The 18,330-nt window shown below is 69.1% G+C and carries 17 protein-coding genes and 1 pseudogene; 8 read left to right on the top strand and 10 right to left on the bottom strand.

Annotation, left to right across the window (positions count from 1 at the left end):
- Positions 1-9: 9 nt before the first annotated feature.
- Positions 10-1,023: an alcohol dehydrogenase catalytic domain-containing protein gene (locus MHN84_RS16375; protein ID WP_241205581.1), complete on the bottom strand. Its 1,014-nt coding sequence runs from the start codon at positions 1,021-1,023 to the stop codon at positions 10-12.
- A gap of 57 nt (positions 1,024-1,080) precedes the next feature.
- Here MHN84_RS16375 and MHN84_RS16370 point away from each other — a divergent pair, with 57 nt between their 5' ends.
- Positions 1,081-1,755 (top strand): VTT domain-containing protein, encoded by a 675-nt coding sequence (locus tag MHN84_RS16370; RefSeq protein ID WP_255730530.1) that lies wholly within the window; start codon positions 1,081-1,083, stop codon positions 1,753-1,755.
- Here MHN84_RS16370 and map read toward each other — a convergent pair.
- Positions 1,661-2,482: a type I methionyl aminopeptidase gene (gene map / locus MHN84_RS16365; protein ID WP_241205579.1), complete on the bottom strand. Its 822-nt coding sequence runs from the start codon at positions 2,480-2,482 to the stop codon at positions 1,661-1,663. The two genes, MHN84_RS16370 and map, sit on opposite strands and share 95 nt — an antisense overlap.
- Before the next feature lie 63 nt (positions 2,483-2,545).
- Between map and MHN84_RS16360 the strand changes: the two genes are divergently transcribed.
- A complete protein-coding gene (locus tag MHN84_RS16360; RefSeq protein ID WP_241205578.1) occupies positions 2,546-2,785 on the top strand; it encodes a helix-turn-helix transcriptional regulator in 240 nt (79 codons plus the stop codon).
- Here MHN84_RS16360 and MHN84_RS16355 read toward each other — a convergent pair.
- Complete coding sequence (locus MHN84_RS16355) at positions 2,782-3,393, bottom strand: TetR/AcrR family transcriptional regulator (RefSeq protein WP_241205577.1); 612 nt, start codon at positions 3,391-3,393, stop codon at positions 2,782-2,784. The genes MHN84_RS16360 and MHN84_RS16355 overlap by 4 nt on opposite strands.
- Before the next feature lie 49 nt (positions 3,394-3,442).
- Here MHN84_RS16355 and MHN84_RS16350 point away from each other — a divergent pair, with 49 nt between their 5' ends.
- From MHN84_RS16350 to MHN84_RS16340, 3 genes and pseudogenes are all read left to right on the top strand, one after another.
- On the top strand, positions 3,443-4,858 hold the full coding sequence (locus tag MHN84_RS16350; RefSeq protein ID WP_241205576.1) for an MFS transporter: 1,416 nt from the start codon (positions 3,443-3,445) through the stop codon (positions 4,856-4,858).
- A gap of 680 nt (positions 4,859-5,538) precedes the next feature.
- Positions 5,539-5,622 (top strand): annotated as a pseudogene (locus tag MHN84_RS16345) (DUF2510 domain-containing protein); the annotation flags it as partial.
- A 39-nt stretch (positions 5,623-5,661) separates the two neighbouring features.
- Entirely contained in the window at positions 5,662-6,249 is a 588-nt protein-coding gene (locus MHN84_RS16340; protein ID WP_241205648.1) for a DUF4352 domain-containing protein, read from the top strand.
- A 450-nt stretch (positions 6,250-6,699) separates the two neighbouring features.
- Here MHN84_RS16340 and nhaA read toward each other — a convergent pair whose 3' ends face one another.
- Both nhaA and MHN84_RS16330 read right to left on the bottom strand, forming a co-directional pair.
- Positions 6,700-8,559 carry a Na+/H+ antiporter NhaA gene (nhaA, locus tag MHN84_RS16335; protein WP_241205575.1) on the bottom strand — a complete coding sequence of 620 codons (1,860 nt, stop codon included), beginning with the start codon at positions 8,557-8,559 and terminating at the stop codon, positions 6,700-6,702.
- Positions 8,556-9,662 carry a glycoside hydrolase family 76 protein gene (locus MHN84_RS16330; protein ID WP_241205574.1) on the bottom strand — a complete coding sequence of 369 codons (1,107 nt, stop codon included), beginning with the start codon at positions 9,660-9,662 and terminating at the stop codon, positions 8,556-8,558. The genes nhaA and MHN84_RS16330 overlap by 4 nt, the downstream gene beginning before the upstream one ends.
- Before the next feature lie 73 nt (positions 9,663-9,735).
- Here MHN84_RS16330 and MHN84_RS16325 point away from each other — a divergent pair, with 73 nt between their 5' ends.
- Positions 9,736-10,272, top strand: a complete 537-nt coding sequence (locus tag MHN84_RS16325) for a TetR/AcrR family transcriptional regulator (protein WP_241205573.1) — start codon at positions 9,736-9,738, stop codon at positions 10,270-10,272.
- Positions 10,269-11,861 carry an MFS transporter gene (locus MHN84_RS16320; protein WP_241205572.1) on the top strand — a complete coding sequence of 531 codons (1,593 nt, stop codon included), beginning with the start codon at positions 10,269-10,271 and terminating at the stop codon, positions 11,859-11,861. The genes MHN84_RS16325 and MHN84_RS16320 overlap by 4 nt, the downstream gene beginning before the upstream one ends.
- Here MHN84_RS16320 and MHN84_RS16315 read toward each other — a convergent pair.
- The 4 genes from MHN84_RS16315 to ttfA are packed head-to-tail and all read right to left on the bottom strand — an operon-like array spanning position 11,754 to position 14,846.
- Positions 11,754-12,398, bottom strand: coding sequence for a TrmH family RNA methyltransferase (locus MHN84_RS16315; protein WP_241205571.1), 645 nt, complete (start codon positions 12,396-12,398; stop codon positions 11,754-11,756). The two genes, MHN84_RS16320 and MHN84_RS16315, sit on opposite strands and share 108 nt — an antisense overlap.
- On the bottom strand, positions 12,398-13,285 hold the full coding sequence (locus MHN84_RS16310) for a hypothetical protein (RefSeq protein WP_241205570.1): 888 nt from the start codon (positions 13,283-13,285) through the stop codon (positions 12,398-12,400). Before MHN84_RS16310 ends, MHN84_RS16315 begins: the two co-directional genes overlap by 1 nt.
- A 6-nt stretch (positions 13,286-13,291) precedes the next feature.
- Complete coding sequence (locus MHN84_RS16305) at positions 13,292-14,068, bottom strand: SDR family oxidoreductase (protein ID WP_241205569.1); 777 nt, start codon at positions 14,066-14,068, stop codon at positions 13,292-13,294.
- Positions 14,069-14,081: 13 nt separating this feature from the next.
- The gene (ttfA, locus tag MHN84_RS16300) at positions 14,082-14,846 is read right to left on the bottom strand and encodes a trehalose monomycolate transport factor TtfA (RefSeq protein ID WP_241205568.1); all 765 of its coding nucleotides are present in this window, start codon (positions 14,844-14,846) and stop codon (positions 14,082-14,084) included.
- Positions 14,847-14,954: 108 nt separating this feature from the next.
- On the opposite strand from ttfA, the gene MHN84_RS16295 reads away from it, so the two are divergent.
- Entirely contained in the window at positions 14,955-15,629 is a 675-nt protein-coding gene (locus tag MHN84_RS16295) for an SDR family oxidoreductase (RefSeq protein ID WP_241205567.1), read from the top strand.
- 81 nt (positions 15,630-15,710) lie between these two features.
- Here MHN84_RS16295 and clpB read toward each other — a convergent pair whose 3' ends face one another.
- Positions 15,711-18,257, bottom strand: a complete 2,547-nt coding sequence (gene clpB, locus MHN84_RS16290) for an ATP-dependent chaperone ClpB (RefSeq protein ID WP_241205566.1) — start codon at positions 18,255-18,257, stop codon at positions 15,711-15,713.
- Between the last annotated feature and the right edge of the window lie 73 nt (positions 18,258-18,330).

The raw sequence follows: 18,330 nt of genomic DNA, 5'->3' as shown, positions 1-18,330 counted from the left end.
GGCGGATGCTCACACGGTCAGAACCATGCGGTAGCGCGCCTGGCCCGAATCCATCAGCTGGAACGCCTCGGCGGCCTCGGCCAGCGGCCGCTCCTGGACCATCGCCCGCACGCCGGACAGCACGGCGAAGTGCATGGTCTCCTCGACGTCGCGGGAGGTGCCCGACGGGTGGCCGCTCACCGACAGGCCCGAGTTGATCAGATCGAGCGGGCTGATCGGCAGGTTCTCCGGCGTGACGCCGACGGCCACCAGCTCACCTTCCGGACTCAGACCTCCGACGGTCGCGGCCATCGCCTCGGCGTTGTTCGCCGTCGCCAACACCACCGCGGCCCCGCCGAGCTTCTGCAGTTCGGCAGCGACGTCCTGGGCGGTGGAATCGATGTAGTGGTGCGCGCCGAGCTGGGTGGCCTCCTCGGCCTTGCCGGTACCCCGCGCGATCGCGACGGTCTCGAAGCCCATCGCCCGGGCGAACTGCACCCCGAGGTGGCCGAGCCCGCCGACGCCGAGGATCGCGACGACGTCGCCGGCTTTCGCGCGGGTCTGACGCAACCCGTTGAACGTCGTCACCCCGGCGCAGCCCATCGGTGCGGCCTCGACGAACGACAACCCGTCGGGGATGCGGGCCAGCGCGGTGGCCGGCACGGTCACCGATTCCGCGTAGCCGCCCGGGTAGTGCCAGCTGGGAACCTCCATGCGCACGCACTGCATGAAGTGGCCCTGCCGACACGGGATGCAGCGGTTGCAGTTGCCGCCGAACCAGCCGACCGCGACCCGGTCACCGGTGGCGAAGTCCTCGACCCCGTCCCCGACCTCGGCGACGGTGCCGGCGATCTCGTGGCCGAGCGTCAGCGGCCACTGCAAGCCCGGGAAGTGCCCGGCATGGAATTCGCGGTCGGTGCCGCAGACGCCGCAGGCGGCGACGTCGATCCGGACGTGACCGGCCGACGGGGAGGGGGTGTCGACCTCGACGACGGTCAGCGCGGCGTTGGCTTCGGGAACCTGGACGGCCTTGTGCGTGGGCATGCCTCAGCCTAAGCCGCCGGTACCCTTGGGGCCGTGGTCGTCGACAATCTCGCGCTGATGCCCGATTTCCTGGACCCGATAAATCTCATCGGATACTTCGGCACCTGGGCGCTGGTCGGCATCCTGGTGGTCGTCTTCGTCGAATCGGGTGTGCTGTTCCCGGTGCTCCCGGGCGACACGCTGTTGTTCGTGGCGGGCATGCTGGCGGCGGGCACGGCCGCGCGCGCCGACGCGGTCGACGCGAATTTCCACCTGTGGCAGCTGCTGGTGTTCATCCCCATCGCCGCCGTGCTGGGTGGCCAGGTGGGCTACTGGATCGGCCGCAGCTTGGGCACCGCGATGTTCAAGCCGAACGCGCGCGTGCTCAAGCAGCGCTACCTCGACGAGGCGCATCTGTTCTTCGAGCAGCGCGGGCCGTTCGCGATCGTGATCGCCCGATTCGTGCCGATCGTGCGCACGCTGGCGCCCATCACCGCGGGCGCGGCGAAGATGAGCTACGGCCTGTTCACCGCGTTCAACGTGCTGGGCGCCGTCGTGTGGGGTGTGGGCCTGACGCTGATGGGCTACGGCCTCGGCCAGTTCGAGGTCGTGCAGAAGCTGCTCGAGCCGATCTTCATCCTGATCGCGGTCGCCTCGATCACGCCGATGATCTGGGAGTGGTACAAGCGCCGGAAGGCGGCGAAGGCGGCCGGTCAGGCAGGGCCGTCAGCACCCGAGCCGCACCATCCGTGACCGCAATCGTGTGCTCGCTGTGCGCAGTGCGGGACCCGTCGGCCGACCGGATCGTCCACCCGTCCGGGTCGTAGACGATCCGGTTCGTGCCCTGGGCGAGCCAGGGCTCCAATGCCAGTGTCAGACCCGGCCGCAGCACCATGCCCCGTCCTGCACGCCCGACGTTGGACACGTGCGGGTCCTCGTGCATCGTGCGGCCCAGGCCGTGCCCACCGAAGTCGGTGTTCACCCGGTAGCCGTACTCGGCTGACACCGCGCCGATGGCCGCCGAGATGTCGCCCAGGCGGTTGCCCGGGCGGGCCGCGTGGATGCCCGCGGCCAGCGCGTGCTCGGTGGCCTCGATGATCCGCTGGTCTTGGGGGCGCGGGGTGCCGACGATGATGCTGCGCGCGGAGTCGGCCACCCATCCGTCGATCGAGACCGCGATGTCCATGCTCAGTAGATCCCCGTCGCGCAACACATAGTCGTGCGGAAGTCCGTGCAGCACAGCGTCGTTGACGGACAAGCAGATGACGTTGCGGAACGGTCCGCGACCGAAGGACGGGTCGTAGTCCCAGTAGCAGGACTGCGCACCGCGCTCGGCGATCAGCTCCCGCGCGCGCTGTTCGAGGTCGAGCAGGTTGACCCCGACCTGCGCGCGCTCGGCCAGCTCGTCGAGCAGTGCGGCGATGAACGCTCCGGTGACGCCCATGGCGTCGACCTCAGCCGCCGTCTTCAACTCGACCATGAACACCCTTCCGCAGACCGGTATAAAAATACCAGTGTAGGCCCGGGGGCCTATTCTTGGCCCATGGTGCGTTCTCCCCTGACCCCGCAGCAGCGGGCAGCAGGCGCTCGCCTCGGGGCCTATCTGCGCGCCGCCCGCGGCACCCGGAAGGCGGCCGATGTCGCGCGCGCGGCAGCCATCTCACCGGAGACCCTGCGCAAGATCGAGACCGGCCGCCTGGCCACACCGGCGTTCACCACGGTCGCCGCACTGGCCGCGGTGCTGGACATCCGCCTCGACGAGCTCGCCCGCACCTGCCGTTAGGACTGTTCGAGCCCGTTCTGCAGTGCATCGAAGAGTTGACCCAGACGGCGGCGATGGTCGTCGACAACCGGTTCCGGCGACCCTTCGCCGATGACGCGGCGTGCCGTTTCGGTCAGGACGGTCGAGTATCCGGCGATGACGAGCGCGGGGAACAGGGCCGGGTCACCTTCGAACTGCGGGTCCGCGTCGAGCGCCTCGCGCAGCGCCTGCACGAGTTCGGCGGCGATCTCCCGCAGCCGGGCGATCAGCACCGGCGATCCTGCGACGGTTCGATAGAACGGAATCGATCCGTCCTTGACCCCGGACAGGGCGTGGCGTTCGTCGACGAGACGGAACGCCATGTCGCGCAGCGACGTCAGTACGGCGGTTTCGGGGGCGCGGTCACGCACCGCCGCCCGCAGGATCTCGACGGCGTCGTCGACGCGGTCGAACAGCAGGTCCTCTTTGCGCGGAAAGTGCTTGAACACCGTCACGCTCGAGACTCCGGCCTCCTTGGCGACCTGCGCGACCGTCACCTCGTCGAACCCGCGATCGAGGAACATCCGGGTCGCGACATCCGAGATCTTTCGCCGGGTCATCGGCCCGCCGCGCTCCGAGGTCCTGGGCATTCCACCTCACTTTGTTGACTCACTTAGTTTAGTCACTTAGCTTAGTGACATGACCATCCAGAGCATTGTCTCTCCTCGCTCGCTCACCCAGGCCTGGCCGGCCCTTCTGGGCCTGTCGGCCGTGTTCCTGTTCGAGATGCTCGACAACTCGATCCTGACCGTCGCGCTGCCCACGATCGGCCGCGACCTGCACGCCTCCACCGCCGCACTGCAATGGGTGACGGGCGCCTACGCCGTCGTGTTCGGCGCGCTGATGCTCATACTCGGGGCCGTCGCCGACCGGGTCGGACGGCGTCGCGTCATGCTTGTCGGCCTCGCCCTGCTCGCCGCCGCGAGCCTGGCGACCGTGTTCGTCACGACGGCCGAACAGCTCATCGCCGTCCGGGTGCTGACCGGCGTCGCGGCGGCGATGACGACACCGGGCGCGATGGCGCTGGCGTTCCGGCTGTTCGACGACGACACGCTGCGCATGCGGGCGATCACGCTGATCTCGACCGTGGGACTGGTCGGTCTCGCGATCGGCCCGACAGTGGGCGGGTTCGTCATCGAGATCGCACCCTGGCAGGTGCTGCTGCTGGTCAACGCGCCGATCGCACTGCTCGCGATCGTGGGTGTGCGCGTCGGCATCACGGCCGACCGCGCCGAGGATCTTCATCGCGATCCGCTGGACGTCGCGGGCGGCGTTCTCGGCACGATCGCGATCGCGTGCGCGCTGGTCGCGCCGACGCTCTTCGTCGAGCAGGGTGCCGGTGCGTGGCTGCCGTGGGCGACGGGAGGCCTGGCGGTGGTCGGCTGCGTGGCGTTCGTGCTCAGGGAGCGGACCGCACGGTTCCCGCTGATCTCGTTGCAGCTGGTAGCGCACCCGCTGGTGGCGAGCGGCCTGGCGTTCAAGGCCGCAGCCGGGCTGGCGATCGCCGGCCTGGGCTACCTGGTGACGCTGCAGCTCCAGCTCGACTGGGGCTGGCCCCCGGCGCTCGCCGCAATCGGGATGCTGCCGCAGGTCGCAGTGCTCATCGCAGGAAGCTTTGTCGTCAGGCCCTTCGTGGCTCGGGTCGGGCCGGAACGCGCCGCCTGGCTCAGCGCCTCGGCGGTCGTGCTCGGACTCGCGGTGTACGCCGTGTTGGGCCGCTTCGGCTATCCGTGGGTCGCGACCGCGCTGGTGCTAGTGGCGGCGGGCCTGCGGGTGGTCGGCGTGGTGGCAGCGGTGAACGTGTTGCGCGGGCTGCCCGAGAACCGGACCACGATCGGCACAGCGCTGGTCGACACGTCCAGCGAGGTGACGTCCGGCGTCGGCATCGCGGTCAGCGGGACGATCCTGGCGGCTATGTTCACCGGCACCATCACCGCCGCGCACTGGACGGCGAGTCAGACGACGCAGTTCCGGGAGGCGGTCACCGTCGCGGGGCTCGCGCTGACCGGGATCGCGGCGGCGCTGGTCGTGTTCGGAATCGTCCGTGCGGGATGATGCCGATCGGATTTTCGTTGCATTCGTTTTCCACCCGGCGGAAGGAAGAGCGAGGGAGCGTCAAGAAAGGAGTAAGCACTCTCCTCGCACTGGCACGAGCGGACGAAATCGGCAGCGAACCCGCCTAACCAATCACTCAGTCGAACACGGCTATAACAGCCAGGATCACTCCATAGCGACGGCATCGTCGGTGTCGGTTGAGCCGAGCCGGCTAGGAGCCGAGCCGGGGGCGCTGCGCCCGCGCGTCTGCGACGAACGGGGAAATGAGGTGCTGGCCGATGCGCCGTCTGCGGTCAGCAGGGCCTCGTTTGAGGGTCGTACGGCTCGGCGACGAGGTCGGCCACCCGTCACGCCTGCGCCAGGACATGAGACTTGCCGGGCTCCTTCGAGAAGTCGAACACCTCGTGTACCGACTCCCACAGAGCCCTAACGCCCTTCTGCAGGCCGATGGTCATCGCTTGACTCAATGACTCGCACGGAAATCGAGATGCTGATTTACTCAGCGGACCGGCCATCCGCTTTACGGCCGGTGATTGGGCGGAGGCGCGGAGAACTCCCCCTTGGGGTGCGAGTACTCGCGACGCGTCCACGCGTAGAAACGGAAGCCGTTCATCCCGTTTCCAAATCTTGTCGGCCGCTGTGGTTATGCTGGCGGCCACCTGTAGGTCAACTGACTAAAGATGGGGGCTTGTACAGTGACCCAGCCAAGAGCGGGATGGTATCCAGACCCGTCTGACCCGAGCCGGCAACGGTACTTCGACGGCAGGGCGTGGACGGATAACTACGCGCCGTTCGGGCCACCCGTGCCACTCGGTACCAGTACGCCCGAAAAGCCGGGTCTTTCCAAGGGTGTAAAGATCGTCGCGGGTGTAGCCGCAGCGATCCTGGCGTTAATCATCCTCGGGTCGCTCGGCAGCGGGAGCGGCAATAAGGACACGGCCACTTCCACTGCGACTGAGAAGAACTCATCGACATCGGACACCTCCAGGTCTGCATCCGTGCAATCGGCAGGGGACGAGGTCGCTCCAGCAGGGTCGACCGTTCGCGATGGCAAATTCGAGTTCCAAGTCCTCGGGATCGACCGGTCGGCCACCAAAGAGGGTGTCTTCAGCCCGGAGCAGGCAAAAGGCGAGTTCTTCAGCGTTCGCATGAAGGTGACGAACATCGGTGATGACGCGCGCAGCTTCTCTGCGTCTAACCAACACTTGATCGTCAACGGCAATACCTACGACGCCACCACCTCGCTCAGCGATGAGAACTGGATGGAAGACATTAATCCCGGCCTTTCAATCACCGCGACCGTGTCGTTTGATATTCCGCCGGGTGCGGTGCCCGAAGCCATCGAATGCCATGACTCGGCGTTCTCGGGCGGGGCCATGCTCGCGCTCTAGCGATAGCAAACTCAATCGTCGGGCACGCACTGAGAGGCGCGGATCGGGATAGATCGCGCCCTCCGAATGTCCCACAGATCAGGCACTTGTCGGACCCTAAACCGCGACGGTTACGCAGCGTCGCAGCCTTGGACCACACCGGCCTTGTTTTTGAAGCCGATGCTTGGCCTTTCGACGCGCGGACGCAAATGCCGTCATGGTCGACGGCCGGTAAGCGATCCATGTCGTGCTCTTTCTCATCACGAGCGCGACGTGAGCCATGGGATCCCCCAGACCACGGCTTTTGCGTCGACCTGGTCGACAACCAACACCGGCAGGCCGACGAACGTCTCGACACTCGCGCCACACTTGGCGGCGGCGTGTCCTATGTTCGCAACCTGGTTGCAGTCGCCCTACGCCAACCCTCCAGTTCGGTGGCTCGTGGGTAGTCAACAGTGGACATCCCGACGCTCACGGGCGTAAGGAACGCCCGCCTTCGAGCGCGCGGATGAGGCTCGCCGCGTCCCACGGCCCCTTGTGCCGGACCCCGTTGACGAACAGCGTCGGCGTCGCATTCAGGTCCATTGCTTGGGCGTCCTCGGCATCGTCGGTCACCCGGTGCAGCACCTTCGACGCATGCAGCCGGACATCGCGGTCGAACTGTTCAATGTCGCAGCCCGCAGCGACGGCGTAGCGGTAGATGTCGGCCCAGTCGAGATCGTCCTGATGGGCGAACAGCTGACGCGCCATCTCCCAGAACCGCCCCTGCAGCGCCGCCGCCTCGCTGGCGCGGGCCGCGTCGAACGCCCGCGGATGCGCCCGCTCCAGTGGGAAATGCCGCCACACGTACCGCAACTCGTCGCCGAAGTGCTTGCGGACCTCGTCGATAGCGCCGGTGGCGCGGCTGCAGAACGGGCACTCGAAGTCGCCGTACTCGACCAGCGTCAGCGGTGCGTCGGGCCGGCCGCGCAGGTGGTCCCGCTCGGGATCGACGGGACGCAGCAGGTGCAGGCCGACCGGTTCGGGCGGGCTGAGCCAATCGGTGATCCGGAAGATCGCCCAGCCCAGTGCGAACGCCAGCACCGACGCCGCCAGCACGCCGATACGGGCCCGGTCCTGGCGGCCCGGGTCCTCGATCGCGATGTCGACGATGAACAGCGAGATCGTGAACCCGATGCCCGACAGCGCGGCGCCGCCCATCACCCTGCGCAGCGTCAGCCCCGGCGCGAGCACGCCCAGCCCGGTGCGGCGCATGAACCACGTCGCACCGGTGATGCCGACGAACTTGCCGATCACCAGGCCGGCGACGATGCCCCACGTCAGCGGTGACCGCAGCGCCGCGCCCACGCTCGCCGCATCCAGCTTCACCCCCGCGTTGACCAACGCGAAGATCGGCAGGATGCCGAACGACACCACCGGCCCGACCGCCGTCTGCAGCCGTTCGTTGATCGAGATGGACTCCTGCAGCGAGCGGCTCGCGGCGCGGGCGTACCGCGAATTCGGCGACTGCCGGAACGCGCGGATCTGCTCGACCGCGCGCTCGACCGGCCGTCGTTCCGGGGTGAAGACCGGGATCAGCAGCGCGACCGCCACCCCGGCCAGGGTGGGATGCACCCCGCCCATGTACAGCGCGACCCACAGCGCCACGCCGAGGACCGCGTAGGCGGGCCCGCGTGCGACGGGCAGCCTACGCACCAGCGCCAGCGCACCCAGCAGCACCGCAGCCACCAGCAGCGGCACCCATCGGATCTCGTCGGAGTAGAACAGCGCGATCACCCCGAGCGCGCCGACGTCGTCGACGACGGCCAGGGTGAGCAGGAACAGCCGCACGCGAGCGGGGAACACCGGCTTGATGATCGCCAGCGCGCCGACGAGGAACGCGGTGTCGGTCGAGATCACCACACCCCACGCGTGCGCGTTCTCCCCCGACGGGTTGAGCGCCAGGAACACGACCGCGGGCAGCACCAGCCCGGCGATCGCGGCGACGACGGGTACCGCGGCGCGGGAGCGGTCCGTCAGCTCGCCGATGGTGAACTCCCGGGTCACCTCGAGGCCGACGATGAAGAAGAAGAACGTCATCAACGCGTCGTTGACCAGGTGCTGCACCGACATCTCGGCGTGATACGAGCCGACGGTGAACCCGACCTCGGTGTGCAGCAGCGTCGAATACGCTTGCGCCCACGGCGAATTCGCCCACAGGATGGCGACGATGGTGGCGATGAGCAGCAGCGCCGCCGCGGTGTTGTCGGTCGTCTTGTTCGTGCCACTGCCGCGGCTCAGACGCGAGGGCCGCAGCGGGAAACCCCGCGGCGGGGTACCGGCTTCGGTCACGGCCGACCGGAAACGGCGTGGGCTGCTTCCATCAGCATCCACCCTGCCAGTTGGACCGACAGATCGCGCTCCGGGATCTCCGAGGAGTTCACGGCACCGGCGACGAACTCGGCATCACCGGACGTTGCCGTGGGCAGCTGCGCCTCGCGCTCCCAGAACGCGCTGAACAGCGGCAGATCCTCGACCGTCGCACGGTTGTCCCAGGCCGCCTGCGCCGAGGACAGCACCAACGTCGCGGCGGTGGCGCGCGCCGACTCGTCCTCCGGCGAGTCACCGGGCAGATCGGTCGCCACCAGCGCGAGATAGCGCGCGAGGATGCCGTGGAACAGTCCGCCGTCACCGCCGCCGGCGCCCTTGAGCACCCCGGCCGGGGCCATGCGCTCGGCCACCGCGGCGACCAGCCGGTGCACGCGCTCGGCGTGCCGCGAGTCCTGGGTGCGGACGGCGAGCTCGGTTTCCAGGCCCAGCACCACGCCCTGGCAATAGGTGTACTGGGCGCGCACCAAGGAGCCGGCCTTGATGCCGTCGAAGACGAGGTGCGTCTCGGGATCGATCAGGGTCTCGTCGATCCAGTCGGCCATCTGCTGGGCCCGGCGCAGCCGGCCTTCGGTGCGTGCCAGGAAGATTCCGGCGGGACCGTTGGCGGGGGCGTTGAAGAACTGGTCCTGTTTGCGCCACGGGATGCCGCCGCCGTCCTCGGGCACCCACGCGCTCAGGAACTGGTCGGCCAGGGTGTCCAGCGCCTTGGGTCGACCCACGTCGGCCAGCCGGCCGGCGCGTTCGAGCGCCAGGGCCAGCCAGGCCATGTCGTCGTAGTAGTCGTTGGTCCACCGGCCGATGTTGCGCAGCCGGTGGCTGCGGATCTGGCGGGTGAGGCGCGTCAACCGGTCGGGCTGCGGGTCCCGCACCTGCGCGTCGACCAGGTTGTCGATGAGGTGGGCCTGCCACCAGTAGTGCCAGGTACCGAAGCGCCGCTGGCCGCCCGTCGCCGGCCACGCCACGACGCCGAGCTGAGTGCCCGGCAGCCCCCACAGTTTGCGGAGGTGGCGCGCGGCGATCGCGGCTTCGGCGCTGGCCGCGCGGTTGGCCCACATCTGATCCATGCGTCGATCCTGCCTCACCCACTCCCCCAAAAGCCATGAGACAAATGTGTCTCACGTGAGCTATAGTCGTCTCATGTCGACGCGAGAAGATTTGCTCCGCGCCGCCGCCGACTACCTCGGGCGGCGGCCCAACGCGACGCAGGACGAGATCGCCTCGGCGGTCGGCGTCAGCCGCGCGACGCTGCACCGGCACTTCTCGGGTCGCACCGCGCTGATGGCGGCGCTCGAGGAGCTCGCCATCAGGGAGATGAGCGAGGTGCTGGCCGTCGTCCGTCTCCACGAGGGACCTGCCGACGAGGCGCTGCGCCGGCTGGTGATGGCGTGCGAGCCCATCGCGCCCTACCTCGCGCTGCTCTACAGCCAGAGCCAGGACGATGTGACCGCCTGCATCGAGGTGTGGGACGAGGTCGACGGCGCGATCACAGAGCTCTTCGTCCGCGGGCAACGCGACGGAGTGTTCCGGCCCGACCTGCCTGCCGCCTGGCTGACCGAGTCCTTCTACAGCCTGGTCGCCGCGACCGACTGGTCCATCCGCGCCGGCCGAGTGGCCGCCCGCGACGGCACCCGACTCATCATCGACCTTCTGTTGAACGGAGTACGTACCTCATGACTCGCCGCTGGCTCGCACTCGGCGTCCTCACCCTCGCCGTCTTGCTCATCGGTGTCGACGGCACCGTCCTGGCGCTGGCAACACCGTTCATCAGTGCCGACCTCGGCGCCACCGGCACCGAGATCCTCTGGATCGGCGACATCTACTCCTTCGTGCTCGCCGCGCTGCTCATCAGCATGGGCAGCCTCGGCGATCGCATCGGTCACAAGAAACTGCTGCTCTGGGGCGCGACGGGGTTCGCCGCGGTCTCCGCGATCTCGGCGTACTCGAGCACCGCGCCGATGCTGATCGGCACCCGCGCGCTTCTCGGCATGGCGGGTGCGACGCTGGCCCCGGCCACGCTTGCGCTGATCCGCGGCCTGTTCGCCGATCAACGGGAACGCAGCATCGCGGTCGGCATCTGGGCCGCGACGTTCTCCGCCGGCGCCGCGCTGGGACCCGTGGTGGGTGGCGTGCTGCTCGAGCACTTCTGGTGGGGGTCGGTCTTCCTGATCAACATCCCGGTGATGGTGGTCCTCGTGGTGGGCGGGCTGTTACTGCTGCCCGAACACCGCGATCCCGAGCCAGGACCGTGGGATCTGCCCAGCGTCGCGTTGTCGATGGTCGGCATGATCGGCGTGGTCTACGCGATCAAGGAGGGGTTCACCAGCCTGGCCGAAGGCGTCGGGGCTGACGTGGTGGTCGCGGGCGCGCTCGGCGCGGCCGCGCTGGTCGCGTTCGTGCGCAGGCAGCTGCGGCTGCCGCACCCGCTGATCGACGTGCGGCTGTTCGCGAACCCGCGGTTCTCCGGCGTCGTCGCCGGCAACCTGCTCTCGGTGCTGGGGCTGTCAGGACTGGTGTTCTTCCTGTCGCAGTACTTCCAGCTGGTGCACGGCTACGGCCCGCTGAAGGCCGGGTTGGCCGAACTACCGGCCGCTCTGACCGCCACCGTGTTCGGTGTGCTCGCCGGCCTGCTGGTGCGCTACGTGTCCCACCGGGCGGTGCTCACCACCGGGCTCGCACTGGTCGGCGTGGCGATGGCGGGGATGATGGTCTCGCTGCTCGTGTTCACGCCGATCGCCCCGTACCTGCCGTTGGGCATCGCGCTGTTCGTCGTCGGCGTGGGGCTGGGCCTGGCGTTCACCGTGGCCAGCGACGTCATCTTGGCCAGCGTGCCCAAAGAGCGGGCCGGCGCGGCGGCAGCCGTGTCGGAGACGGCCTACGAGCTCGGCATGGCGCTGGGTATCGCGGTGCTGGGCTCGATCGTCACCGCGGTGTACCGCACAGTGGTCGTCGCGCCGGGGGTGCCGGCCGCAGCGGCCGCGCAGGCCCGCGACTCGCTGCCGCATGCCCTGGAGGCAGCGCAGACACTGCGGCCGGCCCAGGCCGAGGGCCTTCTCGACGCCGCGCGTACCGCATTCACGCACGGATTGTCGGTGGCCTCCGGGGTCGGCGCGCTCCTGCTGCTGTCCTCGGCCGTCGCGGTGTGGATTCTGCTGAAATCACCAGGCCAGGTCGAGGTCGGCGTGCTGGCGGACCCAGGTGTGCATCGCGATGCCGGCGGCGACCGCCGCGTTGATGCTTCGTGTGGAGCCGAACTGCGCGATTGAGACTGTCAGCGCCGCACCGCTTTTCGCGTCGTCGGTGATACCGGGCCCCTCCTGGCCGAAGATCAGCAGCGCCGCCCGCGGCAACGTCACCTCCTCGATACGCGCCGCGCCCGGCACGTTGTCGACGGCCACCGGGGTCAACCCGTCCCGGGCGGCGGCGTCGAGCAGCGCGGCCGTACTGTCGTGGTGGCACAACCGCTGATATCGGTCGGTCACCATGGCGCCGCGCCGGTTCCAGCGTCGCCGGCCGACGATGTGCACGGTGTGCACGGCGAACGCGTTCGCCGTGCGAACCACGGCGCCGATGTTGGCGTCGTTGCCGAAGTTCTCGATCGCGATGTGCAGCGGATGCCGTCGGGCGTCGATGTCGGCGACGATCGCTTCCCGCGTCCAGTACCGGTACGCGTCGACGACGTTGCGAGTGTCGCCGTCGCGCAACAGGTTCGGGTCGTAACGGGGGTCGTCGGGCAGAGGACCCGGCCAGGGTCCGACGCCCGGCCCCTCGCCCCACTCGGTGGGACCGGGCGAATTGGTCATCAGCGCGTCCACAGCGCCGCATGGGTGCCGACCACCGACACCGTCGCATACAGCAGCGCCTCGTTGATCTCCCCCTGGGTGCACAGCGACGCACGCACATGCACGCCGTCGCGCGACGCCTCGGGCAGGACCAGCACGGACGCTCCGTAGACGTCACAGGCGTGGCTGAGGCCGCGACCCGGCACCGTCGGGGCGGCGACCACCATCAGCGGGCCGCCGCGGGCGGCGGCGTCATCGCGGTAGCGAGCGGCCAACCCGCTGATGTCGAGCCCGATCAGCATGTATCCCTTGCCGGTGAAGGCCTCCGGGTCACCCAGGGCGGTCGGGTTCAGGGCGGTGCCGTCGGCGCGGAACGCGTCCAGGCTCGTGGTGGTCAAATCCAATCCGGTGTCGTTGGCGTTGATCTCGGGCAGCCCGACGGGGAACGCGACGGGGTAGGCGACGGTCGTCCCGGCGATGCGGTCGCGCGGTGAATACGCGTACACCCCGCGCACCTGAGCCTGGTCACGGAACGGTCCGATGCACACGGTGCCCGACATCCGATCCGGATCCTGCGCCGAAACCGGTTGCAGTGCAAGCGATGTCACATCCTCACAGCCGCCGATCACGTTGGCTTCCACGGGATGGTCCAGGGCCCCGTAGAGGCCGAAGCGGATGTCGCGCGGCGTGGTATGGGGTGCGCCCTGCTGCGCCGGAGCGGCGTCGATATCGACGAGCACGTAGTCGGCGTCGAAGCGCAGGTCGGTCACCGAGATGTTCCAACCGAGGACGGCCAGCGATTCGCCGATCGTCGCCGTCAGCGCCGAATACACGTCGGGACGGTCGTCGTCACTCGAACAGGAGGTGGCGGTCAGCACCAGGACCACCAGGAGCGCGATCAGTCGCACGGCGTGTCAGGTCCGGCCACGGCCCTTGCCCACGGTTCGGGTCAGCGCGCGCACCAGGGTTCTCGGCACCATGCGCCCGCCGGTGGTCAACGCCTTGTACTGCAGGCCCGGGATGATCACGACCTTGCCCTTCGCCATGTCGGACATCGTCTCGGCGACGACGTCGTCGACCTCGAGCCACAGGAACGACGCGGTGCCGGCCATGTCGATGCCGGCGCGGGCGTGGAACTCGGTGCGCACGAATCCCGGACACAGTGCGTGGACGCCGACCCCTGTACCGCCCAGGCCGTTGGCCAGCCCCTCGGAGAACGACACCACCCACGCCTTGGACGCCGAGTACGTCGAGCCGCGCCCGGGCAGCAGACCCGCGACGCTGGCCACGTTGAGCACGGTGCCGGTGCCCGCGGCGATCATCGCCGGCAACGCCGCGTGGGTGAGGGCCATGACGGCGGTGACGTTGACGTCGAGCTGGGCCTGCAGCTTCTCGTACGGCGCGGACCAGAACTCGCCGGAGGTGCCGAACCCGGCGTTGTTGACCAGGACGCGGACCCCGGCGCGCAACCGCTCGGCGACGGTGTCCCGATCAGCGGCCACCGAGAGGTCGGCGGTGATGGTCTCCACCCCGGTGCCGTGCCGCTGCCGCAGCTCATCGGCCAAGCGGTCCAGCCGCGCGGTGTCGCGGGCCACGAGCACCAGGTCGTACCCGTCGGCCGCGTAGCGGCGCGCGAAACCTTCGCCGATCCCGGCGGTCGGTCCGGTGATCAACGCGACGGGACGGGACATGCCCAGAGGATAGCTACCGCTGATAGTTCGGCGATTGCCGGCCGTTGCGCTGCCCGGGGGGTGGCGGGGGCACGGGACGGCGCGGCGGCTCAGGCCGCGGCGGCGTCGGGGTCAGCGGCCGGCTCGGGGAGCCGCTGCGGCGCGCCACGGGCTGCCCGGCCGCGGCCGACGGCACCGGCGGCAGCACACGCAGCAGGTCGTTGAACTGACGCACGGTGCGCAGGCCCTCGTCCCACTGGGCGCGGGTGCTGGTCACCGGCATGCTGATCAGCGTCCAGTTCTGCTCGTTCCACATGATCTCGGCGCAATCGGGCGCGGTGTGGGCGAACGTCACCATGCGCCGGTCGCACGCGCGCCGGGCAGCGTCGAGGTTGGTGGAGTAGACCATGCGGGGCCCGATAGCGCCGAGCAGCCAGATGTCGCTCTCGCGCGGCTCCTTGATGCCCTTGAGCCGCATGTCGACGACGACGTTCGTGCCGACCTTGCGGTGCAGCGCGATGACCGTCGCGACGTCCTCGAGGTCGAAGATGAACACGGCCTCGCCGCGGATCTGCCCGAGGACGACGTTCTTGGCCGTCACATCGCCGACGGTGGACATCACGCCGCGCTTCCAACGGTCCAGGATGTCGGCGGATTCGGGCTCGTAATCGAAGCCGTGCGACTTCGCCCACGACTTGCGGCGCCGGCCCAGACCGCGACGGCGGTCCTGGTCGACGTACAGCAGAACTGCCGCACCCACGAAACAGAGTGCGGACAGCGTGAACCAGAGCGGAACCATTGCGACCAGAGTATCCGCTCCCAGCGGTCCGGTCCGAATCCGTTTGGGTCACAACCCGGTCACCTTCTCCCGGACCTCCTGCCGGCGCCGGCGACGCATACTGGCCCGATGACCGATCTGACCGGCACGGCCTACCTCGTTGTCGGGGCCAGCGGGGCGCTCGGATCGCGGATCGCGCGGTCCCTCGCCGAGCGCGGCGCGGCGGTGACGGTGACGGGCCGCAACGCCGACGCGCTCGGCCAGCTCGGCGACGTCCACGCCGTCACCGCCGATCTGCGCGAGCCCGACGCCGGGCGGACCGTGGTCGAGGCGGCCCGCGAGCAGCACGGCCGGCTCGACGGCGTCGTCATCGCCGCTGGTGTGGTGGCATTCGGGCCGTTCACCGACATCGACGACGACACCGTCGACGATCTCGTGCTGGTCGACTTCCTGGCGCCCTTGCGCGTGATGCGCGCCGCGCTGCCGGTCGTGGAGCCCGGCGGGGTGATCCTCGGCATCAGCGCGGTGGTCGCAGAGAAGCCACTGCCAAACATGGCTGTGTACTCGGCAGTCAAGGCGGCGACGGCGGCGCTGTTCACCGCGGTCCGCAGCGAGGCACGCCGACGCAAGGTCCGCGTCGTCGACGTGCGGCCGCCCCACACCGAGACCGGCCTCGCAGGCCGGGCGATCGCGGGCGACCCGCCGCGGCTACCGCAGGGGTTGGAGCCCGATGCGGTGGCCGAGCGGATCGTCGACGCGCTGCTCGGCGACGAGACGGACCTCCCGAGCACCGCGTTTTCTTAGGCACCTTTTTCCCAGGCAGACGCAAACTCGCGTGCTTTCGGCAGAAAACACGCGAGTTTGCGTCTGGTCGCGGGACCCAACTCAGCCCAGAACCAACCGGTCGCCGTCGGGGCTGACGTTGACGGGCACGATGTCACCGTCGTGCACGTCGCCCGCGAGCAGCATCTTGGCCAGCTGGTCGCCGATGGCCTGCTGCACCAACCGGCGCAGCGGCCGCGCGCCGTACAGCGGGTCGAAGCCGCGCTCGGCGAGCCACTTCTTGGCCGGCAGCGACACCTCGAGGGTGAGCCGGCGCTGCGCCAACCGCTTGGCCAGCTGGTTGAGCTGGATGTCGACGATGGAGACCAGCTCCTCGGGGTTGAGCCCGTCGAAGATGATCACGTCGTCGAGCCGGTTGATGAACTCGGGCTTGAAGGCCGAGCGCACCGCCGCCATCACCATCTCCTCGGTGCCGCCGGCGCCCAGGTTGGACGTCAGGATGAGGATGGTGTTGCGGAAGTCGACCGTGCGGCCCTGGCCGTCGGTCAGCCGGCCCTCATCGAGCACCTGCAGCAGCACGTCGAACACGTCCGGGTGGGCCTTCTCGATCTCGTCGAACAGGATCACCGTGTACGGACGACGACGCACCGCCTCGGTCAGCTGGCCTCCCTGGTCGTAGCCGATGTAGCCGGGAGGCGCACCGACCAGCCGAGCCACCGAGTGCTTCTCGCCGTACTCGCTCATGTCGATGCGGACCATCGCCCGCTCGTCGTCGAACAGGAACTCCGCCAACGCTTTTGCCAGCTCGGTCTTACCGACACCGGTCGGGCCCAGGAACATGAACGAGCCCGTCGGCCGGTTCGGGTCGGCGACACCGGCGCGCGAGCGGCGCACCGCGTCGGAGACGGCCTGCACGGCCTTGCGCTGCCCGATGACGCGCTTGCCCAGCTCCTCCTCCATGCGGAGCAGCTTGGCGGTCTCGCCTTCGAGCATCCGGCCCGCCGGGATTCCGGTCCACGCCGACACCACATCGGCGATGTCGTCGGGGCCGACCTCCTCCTTGAGCATCACGTCCTCGCGGGCTTCCGCCTGCGGCACCGCGGCGTCGAGCTTCTTCTCGACCTCGGGAATCCGGCCGTACCGCAGCTCGGCGGCCTTGGCCAGGTCACCGTCGCGTTCGGCTCGGTCGGCCGCGCCGCGCAGCTCCTCGAGCTGCTCCTTGAGCTCGCGGACGACGTCGATGGCGCTCTTCTCGTTCTGCCAGCGGGTGGTCAGCTCCGAGAGCTTCTCCTTGTGGTCGGCCAGTTCGGCGCGCAGCTTCTCCAGCCGGTCCTTCGACGCCGCGTCCTCCTCCTTGGCCAGCGCCATCTCCTCGATCTCGAGGCGACGCACCAGCCGCTCGACCTCGTCGATCTCGACGGGCCGGGAGTCGATCTCCATCCGCAGCCGGGACGCGGCCTCGTCGACGAGGTCGATGGCCTTGTCGGGCAGGAACCGCGAGGTGATGTACCGGTCGGACAGCGACGCGGCGGCCACCAGCGCGGAGTCGGTGATCCGCACGCCGTGGTGCACCTCGTAGCGTTCCTTGAGCCCGCGCAGGATGCCGACAGTGTCCTCGACAGAGGGCTCGCCGACCAGCACCTGCTGGAAGCGCCGCTCGAGTGCGGCGTCCTTTTCGATGTACTTGCGGTACTCGTCGAGCGTGGTCGCACCGACCAGCCGCAGCTCACCACGGGCCAGCATCGGCTTGATCATGTTGCCGGCGTCCATCGCGGACTCACCGGTCGCGCCGGCGCCCACGATGGTGTGCAGCTCGTCGATGAACGTGATGATCTGTCCGGCGGAGTTCTTGATGTCGTCGAGGACGGCCTTGAGGCGCTCCTCGAATTCACCGCGGTACTTCGCGCCGGCCACCATCGAGCCCAGGTCGAGCGAGATGACGGTCTTGTCGCGCAGACTCTCCGGCACGTCACCGGCGACCACGCGCTGGGCCAGACCCTCGACGATCGCGGTCTTGCCGACGCCGGGTTCGCCGATGAGCACCGGGTTGTTCTTGGTGCGACGGCTCAGTACCTGCACGACGCGACGGATCTCGGTGTCCCGGCCGATGACCGGATCGAGCTTGCCCTCGCGGGCGCGTGCGGTCAGATCGGTGGAGTACTTCTCGAGCGCCTGGTAGGTGCCCTCGGGATCGGGGCTGGTGACGCGGGCACTGCCGCGGACCTTGGTGAACGCCTCACGCAGCGCCTGGGGCGATGCGCCGTGGCCGGTCAGCAGCTTGGCGGTGTCGCTGTCGCCGGTCGCGAGACCGACGAGCAGATGCTCGGTGGAGACGTATTCGTCGTCCATCTCGGTCGCGAGATGCTGCGCGGCGGTGATGGCCGCGACGGCCTGCGGGGCGAGCTGGGGCTGCGACGCCGAGCCGGTGGCGCTGGGCAGCCGGTCGAGCAGACGCTGCGTCTCGGCGCGCACGGTCGCGGGATCGACGCCGACGGCCTCCAGCAACGGGGCGGCGATGCCGTCGTTCTGCGTCAGCAGCGCCATCAACAGATGAGCGGGCGTGATCTGCGGGTTGCCCGCGGCCGTTGCCGCCTGCAGCGCCGACGTCAGGGCCGCCTGGGTCTTGGTCGTCGGGTTGAACGAGTCCACGACACTCCTTTACGGGTCCGACGGGCCACACGGGTGACCCGGAAAATTGCTAGTCGACAGAATCAACGCGGAA

The organism is Mycobacterium sp. PSTR-4-N, from assembly GCF_022348085.1.
In the GTDB taxonomy this organism is placed as follows: domain Bacteria; phylum Actinomycetota; class Actinomycetes; order Mycobacteriales; family Mycobacteriaceae; genus Mycobacterium.
Note: the sequence above shows the minus strand (reverse complement) of the source record. Positions and strands in the feature narration are given on the sequence as shown.

Excerpts from the sequence above, each read along its gene's own strand:
- MHN84_RS16375 (WP_241205581.1), bottom strand. The coding sequence starts at position 1,023 with ATGCCCACGCACAAGGCCGTCCAGGTTCCCGAAGCCAACGCCGCGCTG.
- MHN84_RS16370 (WP_255730530.1), top strand. The coding sequence starts at position 1,081 with ATGCCCGATTTCCTGGACCCGATAAATCTCATCGGATACTTCGGCACC.
- map (WP_241205579.1), bottom strand. The coding sequence starts at position 2,482 with ATGGTCGAGTTGAAGACGGCGGCTGAGGTCGACGCCATGGGCGTCACC.
- MHN84_RS16360 (WP_241205578.1), top strand. The coding sequence starts at position 2,546 with ATGGTGCGTTCTCCCCTGACCCCGCAGCAGCGGGCAGCAGGCGCTCGC.
- MHN84_RS16355 (WP_241205577.1), bottom strand. The coding sequence starts at position 3,393 with ATGCCCAGGACCTCGGAGCGCGGCGGGCCGATGACCCGGCGAAAGATC.
- MHN84_RS16350 (WP_241205576.1), top strand. The coding sequence starts at position 3,443 with ATGACCATCCAGAGCATTGTCTCTCCTCGCTCGCTCACCCAGGCCTGG.
- MHN84_RS16330 (WP_241205574.1), bottom strand. The coding sequence starts at position 9,662 with ATGGATCAGATGTGGGCCAACCGCGCGGCCAGCGCCGAAGCCGCGATC.
- MHN84_RS16325 (WP_241205573.1), top strand. The coding sequence starts at position 9,736 with ATGTCGACGCGAGAAGATTTGCTCCGCGCCGCCGCCGACTACCTCGGG.
- MHN84_RS16320 (WP_241205572.1), top strand. The coding sequence starts at position 10,269 with ATGACTCGCCGCTGGCTCGCACTCGGCGTCCTCACCCTCGCCGTCTTG.
- MHN84_RS16315 (WP_241205571.1), bottom strand. The coding sequence starts at position 12,398 with ATGACCAATTCGCCCGGTCCCACCGAGTGGGGCGAGGGGCCGGGCGTC.
- MHN84_RS16305 (WP_241205569.1), bottom strand. The coding sequence starts at position 14,068 with ATGTCCCGTCCCGTCGCGTTGATCACCGGACCGACCGCCGGGATCGGC.
- ttfA (WP_241205568.1), bottom strand. The coding sequence starts at position 14,846 with ATGGTTCCGCTCTGGTTCACGCTGTCCGCACTCTGTTTCGTGGGTGCG.
- MHN84_RS16295 (WP_241205567.1), top strand. The coding sequence starts at position 14,955 with ATGACCGATCTGACCGGCACGGCCTACCTCGTTGTCGGGGCCAGCGGG.